The organism is Lutimonas saemankumensis, assembly GCF_020171465.1.
Classification (GTDB): domain Bacteria; phylum Bacteroidota; class Bacteroidia; order Flavobacteriales; family Flavobacteriaceae; genus Lutimonas; species Lutimonas saemankumensis.
In genome coordinates this window covers 413521-432885 of sequence record NZ_JAIUZR010000005.1, presented here as the reverse complement: position 1 = coordinate 432885, position 19365 = coordinate 413521, and the positions used below count along the sequence as shown (strand labels likewise).

Annotated in this window: 18 protein-coding genes; 13 read left to right on the top strand and 5 right to left on the bottom strand. The window is 37.9% G+C overall.

The genetic code is table 11. From position 1 onward, the window contains the following. The first annotated feature begins 1 nt into the window (after nucleotide 1). From LCM02_RS13915 to LCM02_RS13905, 3 genes are read left to right on the top strand one after another with little or no spacing between them, the layout of a single operon-like run. Nucleotides 2-862, top strand: a complete 861-nt coding sequence (locus LCM02_RS13915) for an aldehyde dehydrogenase family protein (RefSeq protein ID WP_224931325.1) — start codon at nucleotides 2-4, stop codon at nucleotides 860-862. Between the two features lie 21 nt (nucleotides 863-883). Then, complete coding sequence (locus LCM02_RS13910; RefSeq protein WP_224931322.1) at nucleotides 884-1465, top strand: acyltransferase; 582 nt, start codon at nucleotides 884-886, stop codon at nucleotides 1463-1465. Nucleotides 1466-1521: 56 nt separating this feature from the next. After that, complete coding sequence (locus tag LCM02_RS13905) at nucleotides 1522-3576, top strand: energy transducer TonB (protein WP_224931320.1); 2055 nt, start codon at nucleotides 1522-1524, stop codon at nucleotides 3574-3576. A 96-nt stretch (nucleotides 3577-3672) separates the two neighbouring features. Here the strand turns inward: LCM02_RS13905 and LCM02_RS13900 are convergent, their stop codons facing one another. From LCM02_RS13900 to LCM02_RS13890, 3 genes are all read right to left on the bottom strand, one after another. Then, nucleotides 3673-6153: a DUF5686 family protein gene (locus tag LCM02_RS13900; protein WP_224931318.1), complete on the bottom strand. Its 2481-nt coding sequence runs from the start codon at nucleotides 6151-6153 to the stop codon at nucleotides 3673-3675. Between the two features lie 118 nt (nucleotides 6154-6271). Further along, on the bottom strand, nucleotides 6272-7153 hold the full coding sequence (locus LCM02_RS13895) for a helix-turn-helix transcriptional regulator (protein ID WP_224931316.1): 882 nt from the start codon (nucleotides 7151-7153) through the stop codon (nucleotides 6272-6274). A gap of 172 nt (nucleotides 7154-7325) precedes the next feature. Further along, the gene (locus tag LCM02_RS13890) at nucleotides 7326-8303 is read right to left on the bottom strand and encodes a pyruvate dehydrogenase complex E1 component subunit beta (protein WP_224931314.1); all 978 of its coding nucleotides are present in this window, start codon (nucleotides 8301-8303) and stop codon (nucleotides 7326-7328) included. A gap of 211 nt (nucleotides 8304-8514) precedes the next feature. On the opposite strand from LCM02_RS13890, the gene LCM02_RS13885 reads away from it, so the two are divergent. The 8 genes from LCM02_RS13885 to LCM02_RS13850 all read left to right on the top strand — a co-directional run bounded on the left by LCM02_RS13885 (nucleotide 8515) and on the right by LCM02_RS13850 (nucleotide 14528). Continuing rightward, nucleotides 8515-9261, top strand: a complete 747-nt coding sequence (locus LCM02_RS13885) for an electron transfer flavoprotein subunit beta/FixA family protein (protein WP_224931312.1) — start codon at nucleotides 8515-8517, stop codon at nucleotides 9259-9261. Nucleotides 9262-9301: 40 nt separating this feature from the next. Next, nucleotides 9302-10267, top strand: a complete 966-nt coding sequence (locus LCM02_RS13880) for an electron transfer flavoprotein subunit alpha/FixB family protein (protein ID WP_224931310.1) — start codon at nucleotides 9302-9304, stop codon at nucleotides 10265-10267. A 167-nt stretch (nucleotides 10268-10434) separates the two neighbouring features. Beyond that, entirely contained in the window at nucleotides 10435-11043 is a 609-nt protein-coding gene (locus LCM02_RS13875) for a bifunctional nuclease family protein (protein WP_224931308.1), read from the top strand. A gap of 5 nt (nucleotides 11044-11048) precedes the next feature. Next, nucleotides 11049-12443, top strand: coding sequence for a NupC/NupG family nucleoside CNT transporter (locus tag LCM02_RS13870; protein ID WP_224931306.1), 1395 nt, complete (start codon nucleotides 11049-11051; stop codon nucleotides 12441-12443). Between the two features lie 153 nt (nucleotides 12444-12596). Then, nucleotides 12597-13421, top strand: coding sequence for a thymidylate synthase (locus LCM02_RS13865; protein ID WP_224931304.1), 825 nt, complete (start codon nucleotides 12597-12599; stop codon nucleotides 13419-13421). Nucleotides 13422-13441: 20 nt separating this feature from the next. Beyond that, on the top strand, nucleotides 13442-13660 hold the full coding sequence (locus LCM02_RS13860; protein ID WP_224931302.1) for a hypothetical protein: 219 nt from the start codon (nucleotides 13442-13444) through the stop codon (nucleotides 13658-13660). A gap of 12 nt (nucleotides 13661-13672) precedes the next feature. Continuing rightward, on the top strand, nucleotides 13673-14029 hold the full coding sequence (locus LCM02_RS13855) for a 2TM domain-containing protein (RefSeq protein WP_224931300.1): 357 nt from the start codon (nucleotides 13673-13675) through the stop codon (nucleotides 14027-14029). Between the two features lie 13 nt (nucleotides 14030-14042). Further along, the gene (locus LCM02_RS13850) at nucleotides 14043-14528 is read left to right on the top strand and encodes a dihydrofolate reductase (RefSeq protein ID WP_224931298.1); all 486 of its coding nucleotides are present in this window, start codon (nucleotides 14043-14045) and stop codon (nucleotides 14526-14528) included. A 59-nt stretch (nucleotides 14529-14587) separates the two neighbouring features. On the opposite strand, the gene LCM02_RS13845 is transcribed toward LCM02_RS13850, so the two are convergent. After that, a complete protein-coding gene (locus LCM02_RS13845) occupies nucleotides 14588-15178 on the bottom strand; it encodes a hypothetical protein (RefSeq protein WP_224931296.1) in 591 nt (196 codons plus the stop codon). Between the two features lie 202 nt (nucleotides 15179-15380). Here LCM02_RS13845 and LCM02_RS13840 point away from each other — a divergent pair, with 202 nt between their 5' ends. Beyond that, a complete protein-coding gene (locus LCM02_RS13840) occupies nucleotides 15381-16253 on the top strand; it encodes an AraC family transcriptional regulator (protein WP_224931294.1) in 873 nt (290 codons plus the stop codon). Here the strand turns inward: LCM02_RS13840 and sppA are convergent, their stop codons facing one another. Then, nucleotides 16254-18020 carry a signal peptide peptidase SppA gene (gene sppA / locus LCM02_RS13835; RefSeq protein WP_224931292.1) on the bottom strand — a complete coding sequence of 589 codons (1767 nt, stop codon included), beginning with the start codon at nucleotides 18018-18020 and terminating at the stop codon, nucleotides 16254-16256. Between the two features lie 188 nt (nucleotides 18021-18208). On the opposite strand from sppA, the gene folK reads away from it, so the two are divergent. Then, entirely contained in the window at nucleotides 18209-19351 is a 1143-nt protein-coding gene (gene folK / locus LCM02_RS13830; protein WP_224931290.1) for a 2-amino-4-hydroxy-6-hydroxymethyldihydropteridine diphosphokinase, read from the top strand. Nucleotides 19352-19365: the final 14 nt, after the last annotated feature.

Sequence of the window (19365 nt, the reverse complement as noted above, 5' to 3'; positions counted from 1 at the left end):
TATGAGCAGATTAGACATCCATAAAACCTACAAATTATACATAGGTGGTAAATTTCCAAGAACAGAGTCCGGAAGGTATTATCCGGTTTTTAATAGCAAATCCAAACTAATCGCAAACATGTGTCTTGCATCCAGAAAAGACTTTCGAAATTCGGTTGTGGCCGCAAGGAAATCACAAACTTCCTGGGCAGCTATGACGGCTCTCAATAAAGGTCAGATATTGTATAGAATTGCCGAAATGCTCGAAGGCCGGAAGGAACAGTTTTTTGAGGAGCTTCGTGTGCACGGACAGAGTTCAAAAAAGGCCAGAGAAGAAGTAGAACAATCTATTGACCGACTGGTATATTACGCCGGATGGAGTGATAAATTTCAACAGGTTTTCAGCAGCGTCAATCCGGTATCCAGTGCCCATTTCAATTTTTCATGTACCGAACCGATGGGGGTACTGGCGATAATTGCTCCCGAAGAGCAGGGATTGCTGGGATTAATCTCAGTGGTCGCTCCAGCCATTCTCGGTGGAAATACAGCGGTTGTTTTGGCCAGCCATTCAAATCCTCTAAGCGCCATTTCATTTGCCGAAGTTTTACATTCCTCGGACGTTCCAGGCGGGGTTGTCAATATTCTGACCGGTGATAAAAAAGAACTCATCCCTCATATGGCATCTCATATGGATGTTAATGCTATGATATACAGTGGTAATGACGAAGAAGAAATTAAAAAACTAACTGAACTTGCCAGTGAGAATTTGAAAAGAGTTACGGTTTATAAAAAACAGGATTGGTCAAATGACAACAATCAGAGCCCTTATTTTATTGAAAAAACAATCGAAATAAAGACGACCTGGCATCCTGCAAAAATTTAAGGACACAAATTGTGGAAGAAAATGGAAAATAATAATTTTTTCGCTCATGAAACGGCGGTAATTGACCAACCATGTACTATTGGTAAAGGAACTAAAATTTGGCATTTCAGTCATATCATGTCTAATTGCAGCCTTGGGGAGAATTGCAATATCGGGCAAAATGTAGTGATCTCTCCGGATGTTCATTTAGGTAACAATGTAAAAGTTCAAAACAATGTTTCCATATACACGGGTGTGAATTGTGAGGATGATGTTTTTCTTGGGCCTTCTATGGTTTTTACAAATGTGATCAATCCCAGAAGCGCCGTAAACAGAAAAAGTGAGTATATGAAAACCACGGTTAGAAAAGGTGCAAGTATAGGGGCCAATGCTACTATCGTTTGTGGAAATGATATTGGAAAATTCGCTTTTATAGGAGCTGGAGCGGTTGTTGTAAAGGAGGTTAAGCCCTATGCTTTAGTTGTAGGAAATCCATCAAAACAGATTGGATGGATGAGTGAATATGGTCATCGATTAATATTTGATGACCAAGGATTTGCAACCTGCCCTGAAAGCCATGAAAAATATCAGTTAAAAAATGACCTTGTTCATAAAATAAATTAGATTTGCAACGTTAACTAAGTACCTTAACACGGCATCGTTCCTATTTAGCTTTTTTTATGAAAAATATTATTTTACTTTTTTCTTTATTGATCGTCACTTCTTTTTCGGCTCAGGCACAATTGTCAAAGCCACCTGTTTATACTGGATGTGAAGAGGTTCAGATCGACGAACTCAATGGTTGTTTCAGTGAAAAGTTGAAAGCTGATGTGATCAATGAATTTAAGGTCCCTGAAAATGTTGAAAAAGAGGGATTTAAAGGAACCATAAATGCCATCTTTCTTGTAACTAAAGAAGGGGATTTTGAGATACTTTACGTGAATTCTGTGTATCCCGAACTGGAAGAAGAGGTTAAAAGAGTTTTTCAAACGCTTCCAAAAATTCAGCCTGCTACTTTTAACGGAAGGGCCGTAGATGAACGCTATCAATTCCCTATTGCTATTCCATTAAGCGACAATGATAAAAAGGTAGTAGTCGTGGAAGAGAAAAAAGAAATTGAAGAAGAAATTCCAAATCTCGAAAACACTCTTTTTCCAGAGTTTCAGAGTGAGCTGAACATTCCTTTTGTACATCAGGAATATGATGATATCATTTATCACCTGAACAAAAGTGAAAACACCCATACCTCTTCAAAACCATATTTATTTAATGAAGTAAAACCTTATATAGACCTTGAGGCCAAAAGGACGAAAATGCTGAAGAAAAGGGAAACCTGGGGAGGAAGAAAATTACATAATGAACATCTGGCCCTGGTCAAAGGCAAGGATTTCTGGTTTACTTTGAATCCTGTATTTGACCTGCAGGTGGGAAAAGACAACTCCGATGTTGACTACACCTATAACAACACTAGAGGACTGCAGATCCAAGGTTCAATTGGCAAAAAATTCAGCTTTTCAACTTCCTTTTATGAAAGCCAGGGAAGATTTGCTGATTATGTGAATGATTATGCCAAGGTTAGAACTCCTCCCGAAAGTTATGGAGTGGTACCCGGCAGAGGAAGGGCCAAAAAATTTAAAGAAGATTCTTTTGATTACCCGGTAGCAGAGGCCTATTTAAGTTTTACACCCAGCAAGTTCTTTAATTTCCAGTTTGGAAATGGAAAGAATTTCATCGGGGACGGGTACCGATCCTTTTTCTTATCCGATGTGGCCTCACCCTACCCCTTTTTAAAGATCAGTACAACCTTTTGGAAGATCAAGTATACCAACCTGTGGATGTGGATGGATGACGTACGGCCATCGGCTGTAACCAATGATTCAAATTTTAGAAAATACGTGGCCATGCATCACTTGAGCTGGAACGTTACCAAAAGATTCAACATCGGATTATTCGAGTCTGTGATAACCAACGAAGAGAGCAGCCCAAATGGATTTGATATTTCTTTCTTTAATCCCATTATCTTCTATCGCGCCGTTGAATTTAACAGGGGCTCCCGATCCGGTAATGCCAATATTGGGCTGAATATGAAGTACAGGATCAAGGACAATATATCGGTTTACACCCAGTTTTTGATCGATGAGATGACAACCAGCAGGGTATTTGACGGAACAGGATATTGGGGCAATAAATTTGCTTTTCAACTTGGGGGAAAATATTACAATGCCTTTAAAGTTGACGGCTTGATGCTTCAGGGTGAATTCAATTGGGTAAGGCCCTACACGTTCTCACATGGAGAAACGAAATTGAATTCAGGTCATTATAACCAACCACTGGCCCATCTCTGGGGAGGTAACTTCTATGAAGTGATCGGAATTGCGCGTTATTCAAAAGATCGATGGTTTGGAAATGCTAAATTGATCGCTGGTAAAAAAGGTTTTGATTTTGAGGATGAGAGATCAGAATTTAGCTATGGTGGTGACATCTGGCGATCCTATGATGACAGGGTTTCTGATGAAGGAAATGAAGTTGGACAGGGTAATTCAACAGATATTTTTATAGCTGATTTTCAGGGAGGCTATGTTTTGAACCCGGTTACAAATCTTCAAATTTTCGGAGGGGTAACCTTTAGGAATTTTACACCTGATGTATCAGGAGATGTGATTTCAAAAAACAACACAACCTGGTTTACCATTGGATTAAGATCAAGTTTATTTAACTGGTATTTCGATTTTTGATCAGTAGTCCTGGACCGGATATTTTCCCGCAAAAAATATTTACACAAGAAGAGTACCCCTTTCCAGGGGAAAGAATTGGGACTTTAAAATCCTCATTTAAAAATAGAAACCTAACCCTATTTTAACGGCAAAATTAGTTGCTCCGGGCCGATCCCTGTAACTACCTCGGTATTCAAAGTCCACACGAAGCAGCTTAAAGATATTTCCGATTCCAAAATGGTATTCCCAGTAAATATTTTCCGGTGCTACATAAATAATATCTGAAGCATTGATATCCTTGTTCTCCTGGGAAATACCTCCAACAACACCGCGTATACCAATGATCTCACGCCATTGCAGATCCCTGACCCAGGGAATCTTAGCAAATATTTTTCCATTGAAGTTGTGCTCAAGGTGCAGGGAAACATATTCATCTGTTACGAACTCGTAATAATCCAAAAGGTCAAACAATTTTCTTGAAGTAAAAAAGGTCTGGTTACCCGGAACAATATTGAGAAGTTGCAAAGGCACAGGGTTTATGGTTTTCCCAATCTCAAAGGTCGAGGTCAGCCTTCCAAATAAACCGAGCTGCATGGGCTGCTCATAATAAAACTGTAGTTTATGATAATCAAAATCACTGTTAAAAACACCTTTTATACCTCTCGTATAACTGATAAAAAACGTGGGAAACCTTCCGCTATTGCTCACCGATCGCTCCACCCCGAATCCATAGGCTTTTCTTTTGGGAGTATATTGCACGGCAAAACTAACATCTACCTGTTCTATACTTGACTGAATCTCACCATTTTCATCGTAATAATCTACATTGAATCTCGCTGGGTCGGCAGATTCAAGGGTTTTATAGGTTGTCCCCAAACGAAGATCCAGATTTTTGACGGGTTCAACGGAAACTTTGAAATTAGTCAGATCGATATTGGAAAGTTTCGAATTATCCCCCCTTGTAAAAATCGAAGTAGTTGCAAAGCTTCTTTCCAGCACTTCGTTAGCCGTTGTGAGACTCACACCGAGCTGTTCAATATCCTTTCTGGTTCCAAGTGATAAAACCCATCGATCACGACCATTGAAAAGGTACTTACCCTCTATGCCATACTTGAATTTTGCATCCATGAATCCATAGGCGAGATATCCTTTAACCCGCCATTTATCATTCTGACTGAAATAGGTTCGTGCACCGGCCTTGAGCCTTAATCCCTCAATGTCATTGTATCCTATGGTCGAAAACACTGGGCCAAAATCCCAGCCATGGGTGAAATTCCAATAACCTGAGGCCAGTATTTCTCCAATTGTGTTTATCTGCTGAAACCTTTTCACATTTTGCAAGGTGTCAAGCATTTTGTAGATCCCAACTTCATTTTCGGTCAGCTCTTCCTGTCTGTTTTTATCCCAGAATTCATCAGGCTGATTATACATCTCTTCATTATCCTGAATCTGTTCCTTATAAAACTCATCCGGCCTCTTTACATTAAACACATGATTGTCAAATAAGGTAGTTCGCTTTCCATACACCCCTTTGGATTTATCCTTCTGATTCAAGGCAAAATCCGTCATAATATAGTCTCTTTTCAACAGGAACACAGAATCATTCAAAACCTCATACTCCTGTTCGATATAAATATCCTTAACCCAGTTGACATTTGCATTTTTTGTGGCGTACATCTGGATTTCCTTAATGGCATAGGTGGTGTCGCTTACCCAAAAATCTCCTTTAAAGGTCAGTTCATTTTTTCGCCTTGGGTAAAACAATATGTTAAAGCACCATTTATTATCAATATAGGCACTGTCGGTGAGCACATAATTATAGACATCAGGTCCAAGCTTTGACAAAGGACTCGAAAACTTCTTGTCAAAGAACAATAGATAATTATCATAAATATCAAAATCAACATAGAGCTGCTTTAAAAAAGAAATCAAGGCTTGATTATCTGAATATCCCGAATTCTTATTGGCGATCATTATGCTGTTATTCTTTCTGGGATAAATGTTCTTGCCGTAGGTTTTGTAAACAGATTCATTAATAAAAATCGGCAAAAACACTTTTCCCGTGATCTTGGAGGTATCAATCTGATCGAAAACCATCTCCATACCTTCAAAGACCTTATTTTGCATAAGTTTTTCATCTATATTATTCAGATCGAATTCGATTTTCTCATACCGATCGAATTCAAATCGATCATACATATTCAAGCCATTACGTCTTTTCTGAGCCCAGATCTTCTTCAAAATATCAATGGCCGGATTATTCTTTTTTTTGATCCGTCCGGAATAAACCATTACCTCTTTTAACTGGTCTCTGCCCTCTTCCAAAACAATTTCTAATTCATAATTATCCGAAGAGATAGCCACTACCTTGGTCTCAAATCCAACAAAGGAAACTTCTAGTTCGCTGTAATTATTCGGAGATTCCAGGTAAAACCTTCCATTTTCGTCTGAAATCGTTCCCTTGGTGGAACCTTTAAAAATAATATTGGCAAAAGGAACCGACTCTCCTGAATTATCCACAACCACACCTTTTACCTTGGTCTGGCCCTGCATACCGATAGTCAGAAAAAACAATATGTACAGTAACTTTTTATTCATTTTATCCGGCAATAAAAATCCTTTCGGGCAGAAAGGAAGTTTATCGATCAAAATTATCAAAATGGTTGAGACTTGGCAGTAAAAAATTTGTGAATTTCCAAAAATGAAACATTTGATATCAAAGACTACTCATGTAACGCTTTGGAGTGGCTCCATATTTCTTTTTGAAGGCAGCAATGAAATGGCTTGGTGTACTGTATCCTACTTCAAAACTAACCTCAGAGATATTGTATTTTCTCGTCGATAATAATTTTCTTGCGTATTCCATTTTATAGTTTAATAAATAGGCAAATACAGTTTCTCCATAAATATGCTTGAATCCGTCCTTCAAATGCTGAAGAGGCAGATTGATCTGATGAGCTAACTCGGTCAGGCTGGGAGGTTCCGTCATTCTTTCAATTATAATCTGTTTCGCTTTTTGTATCTTTTCAACATTGGCCTCATCTTCGAGAAAGGGACAATTTTGAATCCCGTCATTATCCGATTTATGAAAATACAAACTTATTAATTCATAGACCTTGCCACGGGAATAGAGCTTTTCCAATGAGGAGTGCAGTCCATAATGAAATATCTGATTAAGAACCATCATTTCATTCGGATTCAACTCTTTATCACGATAGCACTTTTTCCCCTGATTTTCTCCGCTCAAAAAATGAATTAACCCGGCTTCCTGAGTAAAAAACGTATGAAACTTCTCAATGCTGATCAGCAAGCTGATCACTTTGGCACCCGGATCCATATTTAAATGTATCGGCAGGTCCTGTTGAGGATTGTATAACAAAAACGATTTATTCTCCGGTAATTCAAGTATATAATGCCCTCCGTTGAAACTTAACCCGGAATTATTTTTAATGCAAAAATGAAGCTGAAGGAAGGATTTATCGACGGCACGAGTGGCCTGAATCACTTTATTCTCAGCATTTTCAAATTTTAAAAGATAAAAACCTTCTTCAATTCGATTTTCCTGCATTATATTTTTACCGATATTCTTATCCTTCATTATTGATTATTCTAGATGATGAAAAAAAATAAACCCACTAAGGACGTGTGTTTCCGAGTTCAAATATAAACAATTAATACTCATCAGTATTTTTCTTTTAGCGTTATGAACCCAGTTTTTAAAAAAAAAGCCATTTGAAAAATCAAATGGCTCGATCCTAAAAGAACAAAATCTATTTATACATAACTTTTTTAACCGCATTGATCACATCCTGCTTGTTAGGCATCCATTCCTCGAGCAAAACTGGAGAGAATGGTGCGGGAGTATCCGCAGTGGTAATCCTTTGAATCGGTGCATCAAGATAATCGAAGACATTTTCCTGAACCTGATAGGTTATTTCCGATGAAACGCTTGCAAATGGCCAAGCCTCCTCCAGAATAACCAGCCTGTTTGTTTTTTTGACAGAATTAAATATACTTTCATGATCCATAGGACGAATGGTCCTAAGGTCTATAATTTCAATGGAAATACCTTCCTTTTCCAATTCTTCAGCTGCAGCATAAGCCTCCTTAATGATCTTTCCAAAACTTACAACTGTTACATCTGTTCCTTCTCTCTTAATATCGGCAACACCAATAGGAAGCACATATTCACCTTCAGGAACCTCACCCTTATCTCCGTACATTTGTTCAGATTCCATAAAGATCACCGGATCGTCATCTCTGATAGCAGCCTTTAAAAGTCCCTTGGCATCATAAGGATTAGAAGGAACAATAACCTTTAAACCAGGGGTATTGGCGTACCAGTTTTCAAAAGACTGAGAGTGAGTTGCTCCCAGTTGTCCGGCTGAACCCGTTGGCCCTCTGAAAACGATAGGAATATTAAACTGACCACCTGACATCTGTCTCATTTTTGCAGCATTATTGATAATCTGGTCGATACCTACAAGCGAGAAGTTAAAGGTCATGAATTCAACTATGGGTCTCGCCCCGTTCATGGCAGATCCAACAGCTATACCTGAAAATCCAAGCTCAGCAATAGGGGTGTCAATAACTCTTTTTGCACCGAACTCATCAAGCATTCCTTTAGATGCCTTATATGCACCATTATACTCAGCCACTTCCTCTCCCAGAAGATAAACAGCTTCATCTCTTCTCATTTCCTCGCTCATTGCCTCCGCAATGGCTTCTCTAAATTGTAATACTTTCATATTTTCTTAATAAGGAGTGCAAAAATAACTAATTTTGATGAATAACTTTAAAGTGCCTGATACAATTTTTATATAAAATAAACTGTATTCCGGGATTCACAGAGTTAAACGATTAGTGCCTTCAATATTTTATTATGCATGCATAATATATTAAAAATATTTTTTAACTTCGTTGCGAAGAAAAATGAATACTCAATCTAACAAAGTAGAAATGAAAATATTAGTTTGTATAAGTCACGTTCCCGACACAACCTCAAAAATCAATTTTTCGGCAGACAATAGTCAATTTGATTCAACGGGAGTTCAATTTGTTATAAATCCATACGATGAATTTGTGCTGACAAGAGCTATGTGGTTCAAAGAAAAACAAGGCGCTTCGGTTACCGTTGCCACCGTAGGGCAGGCAAACGTGGAGCCAACATTGAGAAAAGCCCTGGCCATTGGTGCTGATGATGCCATAAGAATAGACGCCGAACCTACAGATGGGCTTATGGTAGCAAAGCATTTGGCTGAGGTCGTTAAATCCGAAGGATATGATATGGTCCTCGCAGGAAAAGAATCGATAGATTATAATGGAGGAATGGTACCTGGAATGTTAGCCGAACTTCTTGGATTTAATTTTATCAATGCCTGTATAGGACTTGAAGTGAATGGGAATCATGCGGAGGCGGTTCGTGAAATAGATGGCGGCAAAGAAACACTTGACTGTACATTACCTCTCGTGGCTGCAGGCCAGAAAGGCATTGTTGAAGAAAAGGATCTAAGAATTCCAAATATGAGAGGAATCATGATGGCTCGAAAAAAGCCTCTGAAAGTTGTCGCAGCATCTGATGCTCAGCCCAGCAGTAAAACCTCAAAATATGAAAAACCCGCTGCAAAAGGAGCCTGTAAAATGGTTGATGCCGGTAATATTGATGAACTCATCTCGTTACTGCACAATGAAGCAAAAGTGATTTAAGATAAAGTAGAAGCAGCAAAAAAATTAAAAAGAAAAACCTATGTCAGTATTAGTATTTGCAGATCATTCAGAAGGGAAATTTAAAAAAACAGCCTACGAAATAGTTTCTTTTGGTAAACAACTCGCAAAAAAAGCTGAAACAAGCCTTACAGTGGTTACCATAAATGCCTCTGAGGTTGACAGCCTTTCAGAATATGGCCCGGATAAAATTCTATCAATTGAGAACGAAAGACTCGGAACATTTAACGCTCAGGCCTATGCAGCATGTATAGCTCAGGCAGCGGAAAAAGAGTCTGCTACAATTGTAGCCATAGACTCAAGCAATGACGGTCTTTATCTGGCACCCATTCTTTCAGTGAAGTTGAATGCAGGTTTTGCATCCAACGTGGTTGATTATCCAACAAGTCAGAATCCGTTTACCGTAAAAAGGAAAGCCTTTTCCTCTAAAGGATTCAATTTTACAGAAATTCACACCGACATTAAACTTTTGGGCCTGGCTAAAAATTCTGTGGGCCTGATCGAAGAAAAATCAAGTCCGGAAATAGAATCTTTTTCACCGGGCCTGGAAGACAAAATGTTCAGTGTGACGAGCAAGTCGATCGATAAAACAACCGGAACCGTAACCATTGCCGACGCAGATGTTGTTGTATCAGGAGGAAGAGGATTGAAGGGACCTGAAAACTGGGGAATGATTGAGGAACTGGCCGATGTTCTTGGAGCCGCAACTGCCTGCTCAAAACCCGTTTCGGATATGGGATGGAGACCTCACAGTGAACATGTTGGCCAGACTGGTAAGCCGGTTACTTCTAATCTTTACATTGCCATAGGGATATCCGGTGCGATTCAGCATCTGGCAGGTGTAAACTCCTCCAAGGTAAAAGTTGTCGTAAACAATGACCCTGAAGCACCTTTTTTTAAAGCAGCAGACTATGGAATTGTTGGAGATGCTTTTGAGGTGATTCCAGAATTGACAAATAAATTGAAAGATTTTAAAAGCACCCTGTAGTGCGATATAATTTTTTAGTAAATTGCCAACTTCAAAAAGGCCGTCAGAATTTTTGATGATTAATAGTCTTCAATTTGGATGGCCTTTTTCATTTTTATTTGTAAATTGAAATGGCTATTGCTTAAATTTGTTGCAAATTTGTTAATCAGATTAATCAAGTCAAACCTGTGAGTCTAGTACGATTAAATATTAAAGGAATATCTTACAGCCAAACCCAAAGCGGTGCCTATGCCCTGGTTTTGAGTGAAGAAGATGGCGAAAGAACACTTCCTATAATTATTGGTGCCTTTGAAGCTCAGTCCATTGCGATTGCCCTTGAAAAAGAGATCAAACCTCCCCGACCTTTAACCCATGACCTTTTTAAAAGTTTTGCGGACAGATTTAACATTATCGTGAAACAGGTCATTATTCACAAACTGGTTGATGGAGTGTTTTATTCAAGTCTGATCTGTGAGTGTGATAAAATAGAAGAAATTATCGATGCCCGAACCTCAGATGCCATTGCCCTGGCAACAAGGTTTAAGGCCCCCATTTTTACATTTGAAAATATTCTTGACAAGGCCGGGATTATACTTAAGATCAAGGATGAGTCCAAACTTGCCAAATCCAAGTTTAAAATGGAAGATCTGGTAGCCAACGTTGTGGAAGACACTTCCAAATTTAAGGATGAAAGCCTTGAAGATTTATACAAACAGTTAGATCAGGCGGTCAATAATGAAGATTATGAACTCGCTGCCAAGCTCAGGGATGAAATTTCCAAAAGGGAGAAAAAATAAGATCCATGCTGAAAAAAGTTCTCGCGTTTTCCTTTCTGTCAATTCTGTCTATTTCTGCCCAAGCACAAGAACTTAATCAACAGATCACATCCAATCAGGGAGTATCATTTGACTCAATTTGGAGAGGTATCCTTGGAATGATTGTTCTTATTCTTATCGCTTATTTGTTCAGTTCCAACAGAAGAGCAATCCAATGGAAAACTGTGGGAATAGGCCTGAGTATTCAGTTGTTGATAGCCATTGGAGTTCTCAAGGTCAAATTTATTCAGGTTGCCTTTGAAACTGTTGGCAAAATATTCGTAAGTGTACTTGATTTTACAAGAGCAGGTAGCAAATTTTTATTTGAGGGACTTGTGGTTGACATGAATACTTTTGGATACATCTTTGCATTTCAGGTTTTACCCACCATTGTATTCTTTTCGGCTCTAACCTCTTTATTGTATTATTTGGGGGTGATCCAAAAGGTCGTAAAAGGACTTGCGTGGCTTCTTTCCAAAGGATTACAGATATCCGGGGCAGAGAGTTTAAGCGTGGCAGGAAATATTTTCCTCGGCCAGACAGAAGCCCCGTTACTGATCAAAGCCTATCTTGAAAAAATGAACCGGTCTGAAATTCTACTTGTCATGATCGGTGGGATGGCCACTGTTGCAGGTGCAGTTCTTGCAGCCTATATCGGATTTCTGGGAGGAGACGACCCGGCCATGCGGTTAAAATTTGCAAAACATTTACTGGCAGCATCGGTCATGGCTGCCCCGGGAGCAATTGTAATCTCTAAAATACTCTATCCTCAAACCGAAGAAATAAGTACTGACGTTCATGTTTCCTCTGAAAAGATTGGAACAAATATTCTGGATGCCATATCGAATGGTACTACAGAAGGCCTTAAACTAGCCGTCAATGTTGGTGCCATGCTACTGGTTTTTGTGGCTTTTATAGCAATGATCAACGGAATTCTGGGATGGATTGGTGACATTACACCTCTTAATGAGTGGATGGCGGCGAACACACCCTACCCAAGGTTTACACTCGAATCAATTTTAGGAACGGTTTTTGCGCCGTTAATGTGGCTGATCGGGGTTGCAAAAGATGATATCATGATGATGGGACAATTGCTGGGCATCAAACTTGCAGCGAGCGAATTTGTGGGTTATATACAGCTGGCCGAGTTAAAAGATGTTTCAAACGTGGTCCATCTTAATAACAGTAAGTCAGTAATCATGGCAACTTATATGCTTTGTGGGTTTGCTAATTTCGCTTCAATTGGAATACAGATAGGAGGCATTGGTTCCTTGGCACCGAAGCAAAGAAAAAACCTCTCGGAGTTTGGAATGAAAGCTCTGATCGGTGGATCTTTAGCCTCCCTGTTGTCTGCAACTATTGCCGGAATGATCATCGGATAATTCAATTTTGACTTTCCTTGATTGCTGATAATATTCCTATCACAATTGCACTTTTTATGACAGAAAATTTTATCTTTGGACACTGCACATCATTTCAAAATGTGATCAGAGCAATCTGAGATTTTCATTAATTTTTATAATACAGTTGTCAAAATGAAGCAATATTTAGATTTGGTCAGACATGTGATCGATCATGGCGTAAAGAAAGAAGACAGGACAGGTACGGGAACCAGAAGTATTTTCGGCTATCAAATGAGATTTGATCTCAACGAGGGATTCCCTATGGTCACTACCAAAAAGCTTCATCTTAAGTCAATAATTCATGAGTTGCTCTGGTTTTTAAAAGGAGATACCAATATTGAATATCTAAAAGAAAATGGAGTTAAAATATGGGATGCCTGGGCCAACGAAAATGGTGATCTGGGCCCTGTTTACGGATACCAGTGGAGGAATTGGAACGGAGATGGTATTGATCAGATCAAGGAAGTCATCGATACGATTAAACACAATCCTGATAGCAGAAGAATGATCGTATCAGCATGGAACCCGAGCGTCTTACCCGATACGAGCATAAGTTTTGCAGAAAATGTTGCAAACAACAAAGCTGCTCTGCCCCCTTGCCATGCTTTTTTTCAGTTTTACGTAAGCGATGGAAAATTGTCCTGTCAGCTTTATCAGCGCAGCGCAGACATTTTTCTGGGGGTTCCTTTTAACATAGCTTCCTATGCCTTGCTTACCATGATGGTAGCTCAGGTAACGGGACTGGAATACGGAGATTTTATCCATACTTTTGGCGATGCTCACATTTATAATAATCATCTGGATCAACTGGAATTGCAATTAAGTCGTGATCCAAGACCTCTTCCAAAAATGGAATTAAATCCTGATGTCAAAAATATCTTTGAATTTTCGTTTAAAGACTTTAACTTAGTATCTTACGATCCGCATCCTCATATTAAGGGCCGTGTATCGGTTTAATCCCCCAAAAATTAGCAATTATGAACGCTTTACAATTAAAATTAAATCTTATCAAACATATTACCCAGATCGAAGATGTAAACCTGCTTCAGAGAATGCAAGCTTTTTTGAATACTTCAGGGTCTTTGTACAATGATAAACTCAATGAAATACCTTCATTGCGAAATAATAAGGATAAGGAATTCAATGACAAAGAAGATTTCACCGATTACATAAAAGAATGGGTAAAAGACATGTAATTTTCGTTTGTTTTGAAAACTGAATTAGATCACGAATATTACGAAAGAGCCAGAAAAAGAACAAAACAGAAAAAAAGACTCTATTTCCATTTTGTTTTATTCCTTGTAGGTTCATCCTTTTTTGTGATATTAAATAAAGTAATAAATTTCCACCCTGAGTTGGATTGGTACGTTTGGGCTATTTCGATCTGGTTCGTTTTACTAGTGCTCCACACAATTAATGTATTTGTAATGAATCGTTTTTTTGGAAAGGAATGGGAGCGTGTTCAAACGGAAAAACTACTGCAAAAACACAAGGAAAAATTAGAAAAGTTAGAGGCGAAACTGGAGAAATCAGGCGCATTTGACGAACTAAAAGAAAATTCTTAAAAATCTTTTTTCTATGCTGACTATAATTGCTGCTGTGGCAAAGAATAACGCCTTGGGTAAAAATAATGACTTGATATGGAAGCTACCGGCAGATCTTAAGCGATTTAAGAAAATTACCCGCGGACATCATGTAATAATGGGTCGGAAAACCTTTGAATCACTTGGGAAACCATTACCCCATAGGACAACGATTATCATAACCAGGAACCCTGATTATACAGCAGAAGGCTGTATTGTTGTTGATTCCCTGGAAAAGGCTATTCTGGAAGCTAAATCGGATGATAATCCGTATATACTCGGTGGTGGTGAAATCTACAGGCAGGCACTTGATTACGCTGACGTCATGGACATAACCGAAGTTCATCATTCTTTTGATGATGCTGATGCATTTTTTCCTGAAATTGACTTTTCACAATGGGATGAGATTAAACGTGAAGATCATAAGGCTGATGAGCATCACAAATACGATTACAGCTTTGTTACATATAAAAAAAAGTGAGCTCTTATGGGAGGAGCTCACTTTTACAAATCACTGACAATAACTAATTAATGACACTTCTAAATTTTTATGGTTTGCTTGATTTTTCTTCCGTCAATTTCAAAAACAAATACGTAGTTTCCTTTTTTTGAGGTCGAAAAATCATAAACTTTACTCACCTTTTCGTTTTCAGCGAAGCTTTCTGAATGAACCAGATCATTATTTTCGGCATAATAGATGTCGTAAGACAAAGATGTTGACTCTGTCGGCGTCCTCCATACATACACGAGATTATCGTTCATTCTAACTAATGGTTTGTAAATCGTACTTTCAGATGTCTTGTCAAATTCAACATCATTTTTTTCAACTTTAAACGGAATCACAACAAGTTTCAAATCGGAATCAAGTTCAAAATAATAATCTCCGTCAGGTAAATTTGTCAGATCAAATCCTTTTGAGTAGGCTCCGTATTTTTCTATAGCCTCCTTATAGAGAATTAAACCTTTAAAATCTTTAATGATCAATTGTGAACCTGGTTCAACATTTTTAAAATAAACATTTGTTAGTTTTCTGTTTTTGTCTTTTGTTTCAACTTTGGTATTTGAAGCTAAAACTGTCAGCGACATCATTAAGGTAAATACCAATACTGTCTTTCTTGCTAAATTTTTCATTTTTATATTATTTAAAATTAGACATGACAAACATAAGACCGGAATTCCTTCAAGAAAACACATGAATTTGCGAATTTATGCACTTAATTAACAATTTACAATTTCTTAATATGGTATATTGTTAATATAATACACATTTAAGCTAAATTCGTATAGAAAGTAAGATTTAAATGAATTATTTTTGTAAAAAAAAAGGAGTGTTATGATAAACAAAAAACCCAGTTTCGAAAAAATTAGCCCGAATATGGGCAGCAGCATTTCAGTAAAACAACACAGTAGTGAGGTAATCAACAATGTGGCTTACTGGCATTTTCATCCTGAGGTAGAACTTGTTTATGTAAACAAGGGTCAGGGCAAGCGCCATATTGGTAATCATCTATCGTATTTTAACAACAGTATGCTTATACTAATAGGTGCCAACCTTCCTCATCATGGATTTGTAGACCGATTAACAACACATGGACGGGAAACCATAGTTCAGTTTAAATTAGACTTTCTTGGTAAAATCTTTTATAACATCCCTGAAATGAGTAATATTAATTCTCTATTTGAAAGAGCTAAAAAAGGGATCATATTCAAACCGGAAACCAAAAAACTTGTAGGGCCAAAAATAGAAGGCTTATTAGAATGTGAGGGAATGGCCAGAGTAATAAAACTACTTGAAATATTAAATGACCTTTCTCTTGCAAAGGACTATTCACTCTTAAATGTAGATGGTTTTGCCTTTGAAACGGAGCCACAGGATAGTCAAAAAATTGATATTATATTTAAACATGTCAACAATAATTTTAAAAGGCATATAAGCCTTGATGAAATTGCCGATAAGGTAAGCATGACCACACCTGCTTTTTGCCGTTATTTTAAAAAAGCAACAGGTAAAACGTTTACCAAATTAGTGAATGAATACAGAGTTGTTCATGCAACAAAGTTGTTACAGGAAAATCAAACCAGTATCACTGACATTTGTTTCGAATGTGGATTTAACAACTTTTCACATTTTAACCGACTCTTCAAGGAATTCACAGGAAAAAGCGCTTCGAAATACAGAAGTGAAATGAAGCGCATCATTCAATGATTATTTGATCTCTATCAGGAAAGGAAGTCGCGTCTGTATTCCTTTCCATTCTCCAAACTGTTTAATCTGCTGATATATTTTAAGATTCTCCTCTCCGATTTCTGAAAGTATTAAGTCGTTTTTTATACTGAGCATTGGGCCCGAAATCATATCTTTAAATTCCTTTTTATAGTCTGGATAACTTCTTATTCTATAATCCTGGATATCCGCCATTTTAGCTGCTGATTTTATAGCATCCTCCAAGCCACCCAATTCATCTACCAAACCGTTTTCGAGTGCCTGTTCCCCGGTCCAGACTCTACCCTGAGCAATTCGGTCAACTTCTTCAAAGGTCATATTTCTTCCCTCAGCTACTTTGCTTACAAATGTTTTGTAGACTCTTTCAATGCCTTCTTTGGTAACATTGTAAAAGTCATCACTCATTGGTTCAAATAAACTATAATCAAGAGACCTGCGGTTCGTACCGACCTGTTCTGCATTTATCCCAATCCGATCAGTAAATTTGCTTATATTTGGGATCATGCCAAAAACACCTATACTACCCGTGATAGTCATGGGGTCCGCAATTATTTTATCTGCATTACATGATATATAGTAACCCCCTGAAGCAGCAAGATTACCCATTGAAACAACTACGGGCTTGTCTTTCTTGGTGACTTCAATCTCCCTCCAGATAATATCTGAAGCCAAAGCACTTCCTCCAGGAGAATTCACGCGCAATACGATTGCCTTGATCCTTTTATCTTTTCTGGCTTTCTTCAGGGCCTTAATGATCAGATCAGGGCCAATATAATTCTCATCCCCTTTTCCATACATTATATCACCCTGGGCATAAATTACAGCGATCCTGTCAGAGGCATTGTTAATGATCCTTCCTTTGCCGGTAGAAATATAATTTTTGATACTGACTGAATTGATTTTTCCATCTTCATCAATTCCACTGAGCTTCTTTAAGACCTTTACGTATTCATCTCTATACATTTCTCCATTGACCATCTTATTCTCGATAGCCAGTTTTGGCGACCTTGCCAGCAGTTCATCCGCAATAAAATTTAACTGCTTTTGTTCTATGGCACGACTCTCCGACATATCATCCACCATTTCGGACCAAATAGATTGCAAAAAGGCTTCGGTTTGTTCCCTGTTCGCCTCACTCATTTTATTGTCCAAAAAAGGTTCTACCGCACTTTTGTATTTTCCATGACGAACTACCTCCATTCTTACACCATATTTATCCTGAAAATCTTTAAAAAACAAAACCTCACCGGCCAATCCTCTGAAATCAATCATGCCAACAGGATTCACGTAGACAGAATCAGCTACGGAACTCAGGTATAAATTCTTTTGCTCATAGACATCGGCAAAGGCTGTAATAAACTTACCCGACTCCTTAAATTCGTATAATTTCTCTCTTATTTCCTGTATCTGAGCCATTCCCGCCCTTAATACCAGGGATTCTATACTAATTCCAAGGATGTTATCATCATATTTAGCGTTGTCAATGGCATTCAGGATCTGGTCGAGACCTAATTTATTTTCTTCCAGGCCCAAAATCTGGGCAAGAGGATCGTCACTGGCAGGAGCATAGTCTTTGATCAGGTCCTCAAATTTCAAAACAAGAACCGTATTGTTTTTGACAACGATTTTTTCATCCTCCATCAATCTTGAACTTAGCACCGATCCTATGGCAACAAAAACAAAGAACATGATCATAAATGATATGAGCACTCCCAATATTGCCGCCAATAATTCTCTTAAAAAAGTCATCTATACTGTTTTACTATTTGTCGCTCCCCAAATAGTAATGTTACAAATGTTAAAAACTAAACTTTAAAGTTGAACTTATTCAGCTATGGTTTTAGTTTCTTTGCACTAATCTATTCAAGAAGGAAATTTTTGCCAATATAGTAGGTTATTATGTAAATTCCACCAATTTGATTTAAAAAGAATTCAATTTGAAAATTGTCCGTACGACATATTTATCCTTAGGCACCAACCTGGGGGATAAAATACAAAATTTGCAACAGGCTGTTAATCTTATCAATGATTATATCGGCCATGTGCAACGTATATCATCTGTTTATTCAAGCCCATCCTGGGGATTTGAAGGAAAAGATTTTTATAATATCTGTATTGAAATTTCCAGTAGTTTGAATCCTGAAAAAATGATTCAGAAAGTACTCGATATTGAACATCAGCTTGGCAGAGATCGAAATCCTGATGGGGGTTATAAAGACAGGATCATTGATATTGATATTCTTTTGTTTGACGATGAGATCATTTTTTATAATGATTTGAAAGTTCCTCACCCGGAAATGCTGAAAAGAAAATTCGTTCTGGTTCCCCTAACCGAGATCGCACCTAATATAATCCATCCTATTGCTAAAAAGACCATACTTATCTGTTTACAACAATGTCTGGACTCCGGACACATTGAAAAAACAGAAATAAAATTGAAACGCCCTATTTCATTGGTTGAGAAATACAACTATATTGCAATCGAGGGTAATATCGGGTCAGGAAAAACAAGTCTTGCAAACAAAATCGGAGATGACTTCAATGCAAAGCTGGTTTTAGAGCGATTTGCCGACAATCCCTTCCTTCCAAAGTTTTATGCTGATGAGGAACGCTACGCATTTCCCCTCGAGATGAGTTTTCTTGCTGACAGATACCATCAGCTTACCGATGATCTTGCTCAATTCGATCTGTTTAAAAACTTTATCGTTTCGGACTACTATATATTCAAGTCCTTGATATTCGCCCAGATCACACTTCCAAAAGAAGAATACAACCTGTACAGAAAGATGTTCGATATCATGTACAAGGAGATATCAAAACCGGATGTTTATGTCTTCCTGTATCAAAATACGGATCGACTGATCGAGAATATTAAAAAAAGAGGTCGGGAATACGAGCAGAATATACAGCCCGAATATCTAGACAAAATTCATAAAGGATACTCTTCCTTTATTAAATCAGAAAAGGCTTTAAATACCCTGGTCATTGATGTTTCAGAACTTGATTTCGTAAGTAACGATAGCGACTATCATAAAGTTTTAAAACAAATTTTAGAATACAATGGAAATGGACATCAGTGATCCTCTCCCTGCTA

What these genes read in the sequence shown, in the direction of transcription:
- LCM02_RS13915 (WP_224931325.1), top strand. Translation starts at nt 2, where the DNA reads ATGAGCAGATTAGACATCCATAAAACCTACAAATTATACATAGGTGGT.
- LCM02_RS13910 (WP_224931322.1), top strand. Translation starts at nt 884, where the DNA reads ATGGAAAATAATAATTTTTTCGCTCATGAAACGGCGGTAATTGACCAA.
- LCM02_RS13905 (WP_224931320.1), top strand. Translation starts at nt 1,522, where the DNA reads ATGAAAAATATTATTTTACTTTTTTCTTTATTGATCGTCACTTCTTTT.
- LCM02_RS13900 (WP_224931318.1), bottom strand. Translation starts at nt 6,153, where the DNA reads ATGAATAAAAAGTTACTGTACATATTGTTTTTTCTGACTATCGGTATG.
- LCM02_RS13895 (WP_224931316.1), bottom strand. Translation starts at nt 7,153, where the DNA reads ATGAAGGATAAGAATATCGGTAAAAATATAATGCAGGAAAATCGAATT.
- LCM02_RS13890 (WP_224931314.1), bottom strand. Translation starts at nt 8,303, where the DNA reads ATGAAAGTATTACAATTTAGAGAAGCCATTGCGGAGGCAATGAGCGAG.
- LCM02_RS13885 (WP_224931312.1), top strand. Translation starts at nt 8,515, where the DNA reads ATGAAAATATTAGTTTGTATAAGTCACGTTCCCGACACAACCTCAAAA.
- LCM02_RS13880 (WP_224931310.1), top strand. Translation starts at nt 9,302, where the DNA reads ATGTCAGTATTAGTATTTGCAGATCATTCAGAAGGGAAATTTAAAAAA.
- LCM02_RS13870 (WP_224931306.1), top strand. Translation starts at nt 11,049, where the DNA reads ATGCTGAAAAAAGTTCTCGCGTTTTCCTTTCTGTCAATTCTGTCTATT.
- LCM02_RS13865 (WP_224931304.1), top strand. Translation starts at nt 12,597, where the DNA reads ATGAAGCAATATTTAGATTTGGTCAGACATGTGATCGATCATGGCGTA.
- LCM02_RS13860 (WP_224931302.1), top strand. Translation starts at nt 13,442, where the DNA reads ATGAACGCTTTACAATTAAAATTAAATCTTATCAAACATATTACCCAG.
- LCM02_RS13850 (WP_224931298.1), top strand. Translation starts at nt 14,043, where the DNA reads ATGCTGACTATAATTGCTGCTGTGGCAAAGAATAACGCCTTGGGTAAA.
- LCM02_RS13845 (WP_224931296.1), bottom strand. Translation starts at nt 15,178, where the DNA reads ATGAAAAATTTAGCAAGAAAGACAGTATTGGTATTTACCTTAATGATG.
- LCM02_RS13840 (WP_224931294.1), top strand. Translation starts at nt 15,381, where the DNA reads ATGATAAACAAAAAACCCAGTTTCGAAAAAATTAGCCCGAATATGGGC.
- sppA (WP_224931292.1), bottom strand. Translation starts at nt 18,020, where the DNA reads ATGACTTTTTTAAGAGAATTATTGGCGGCAATATTGGGAGTGCTCATA.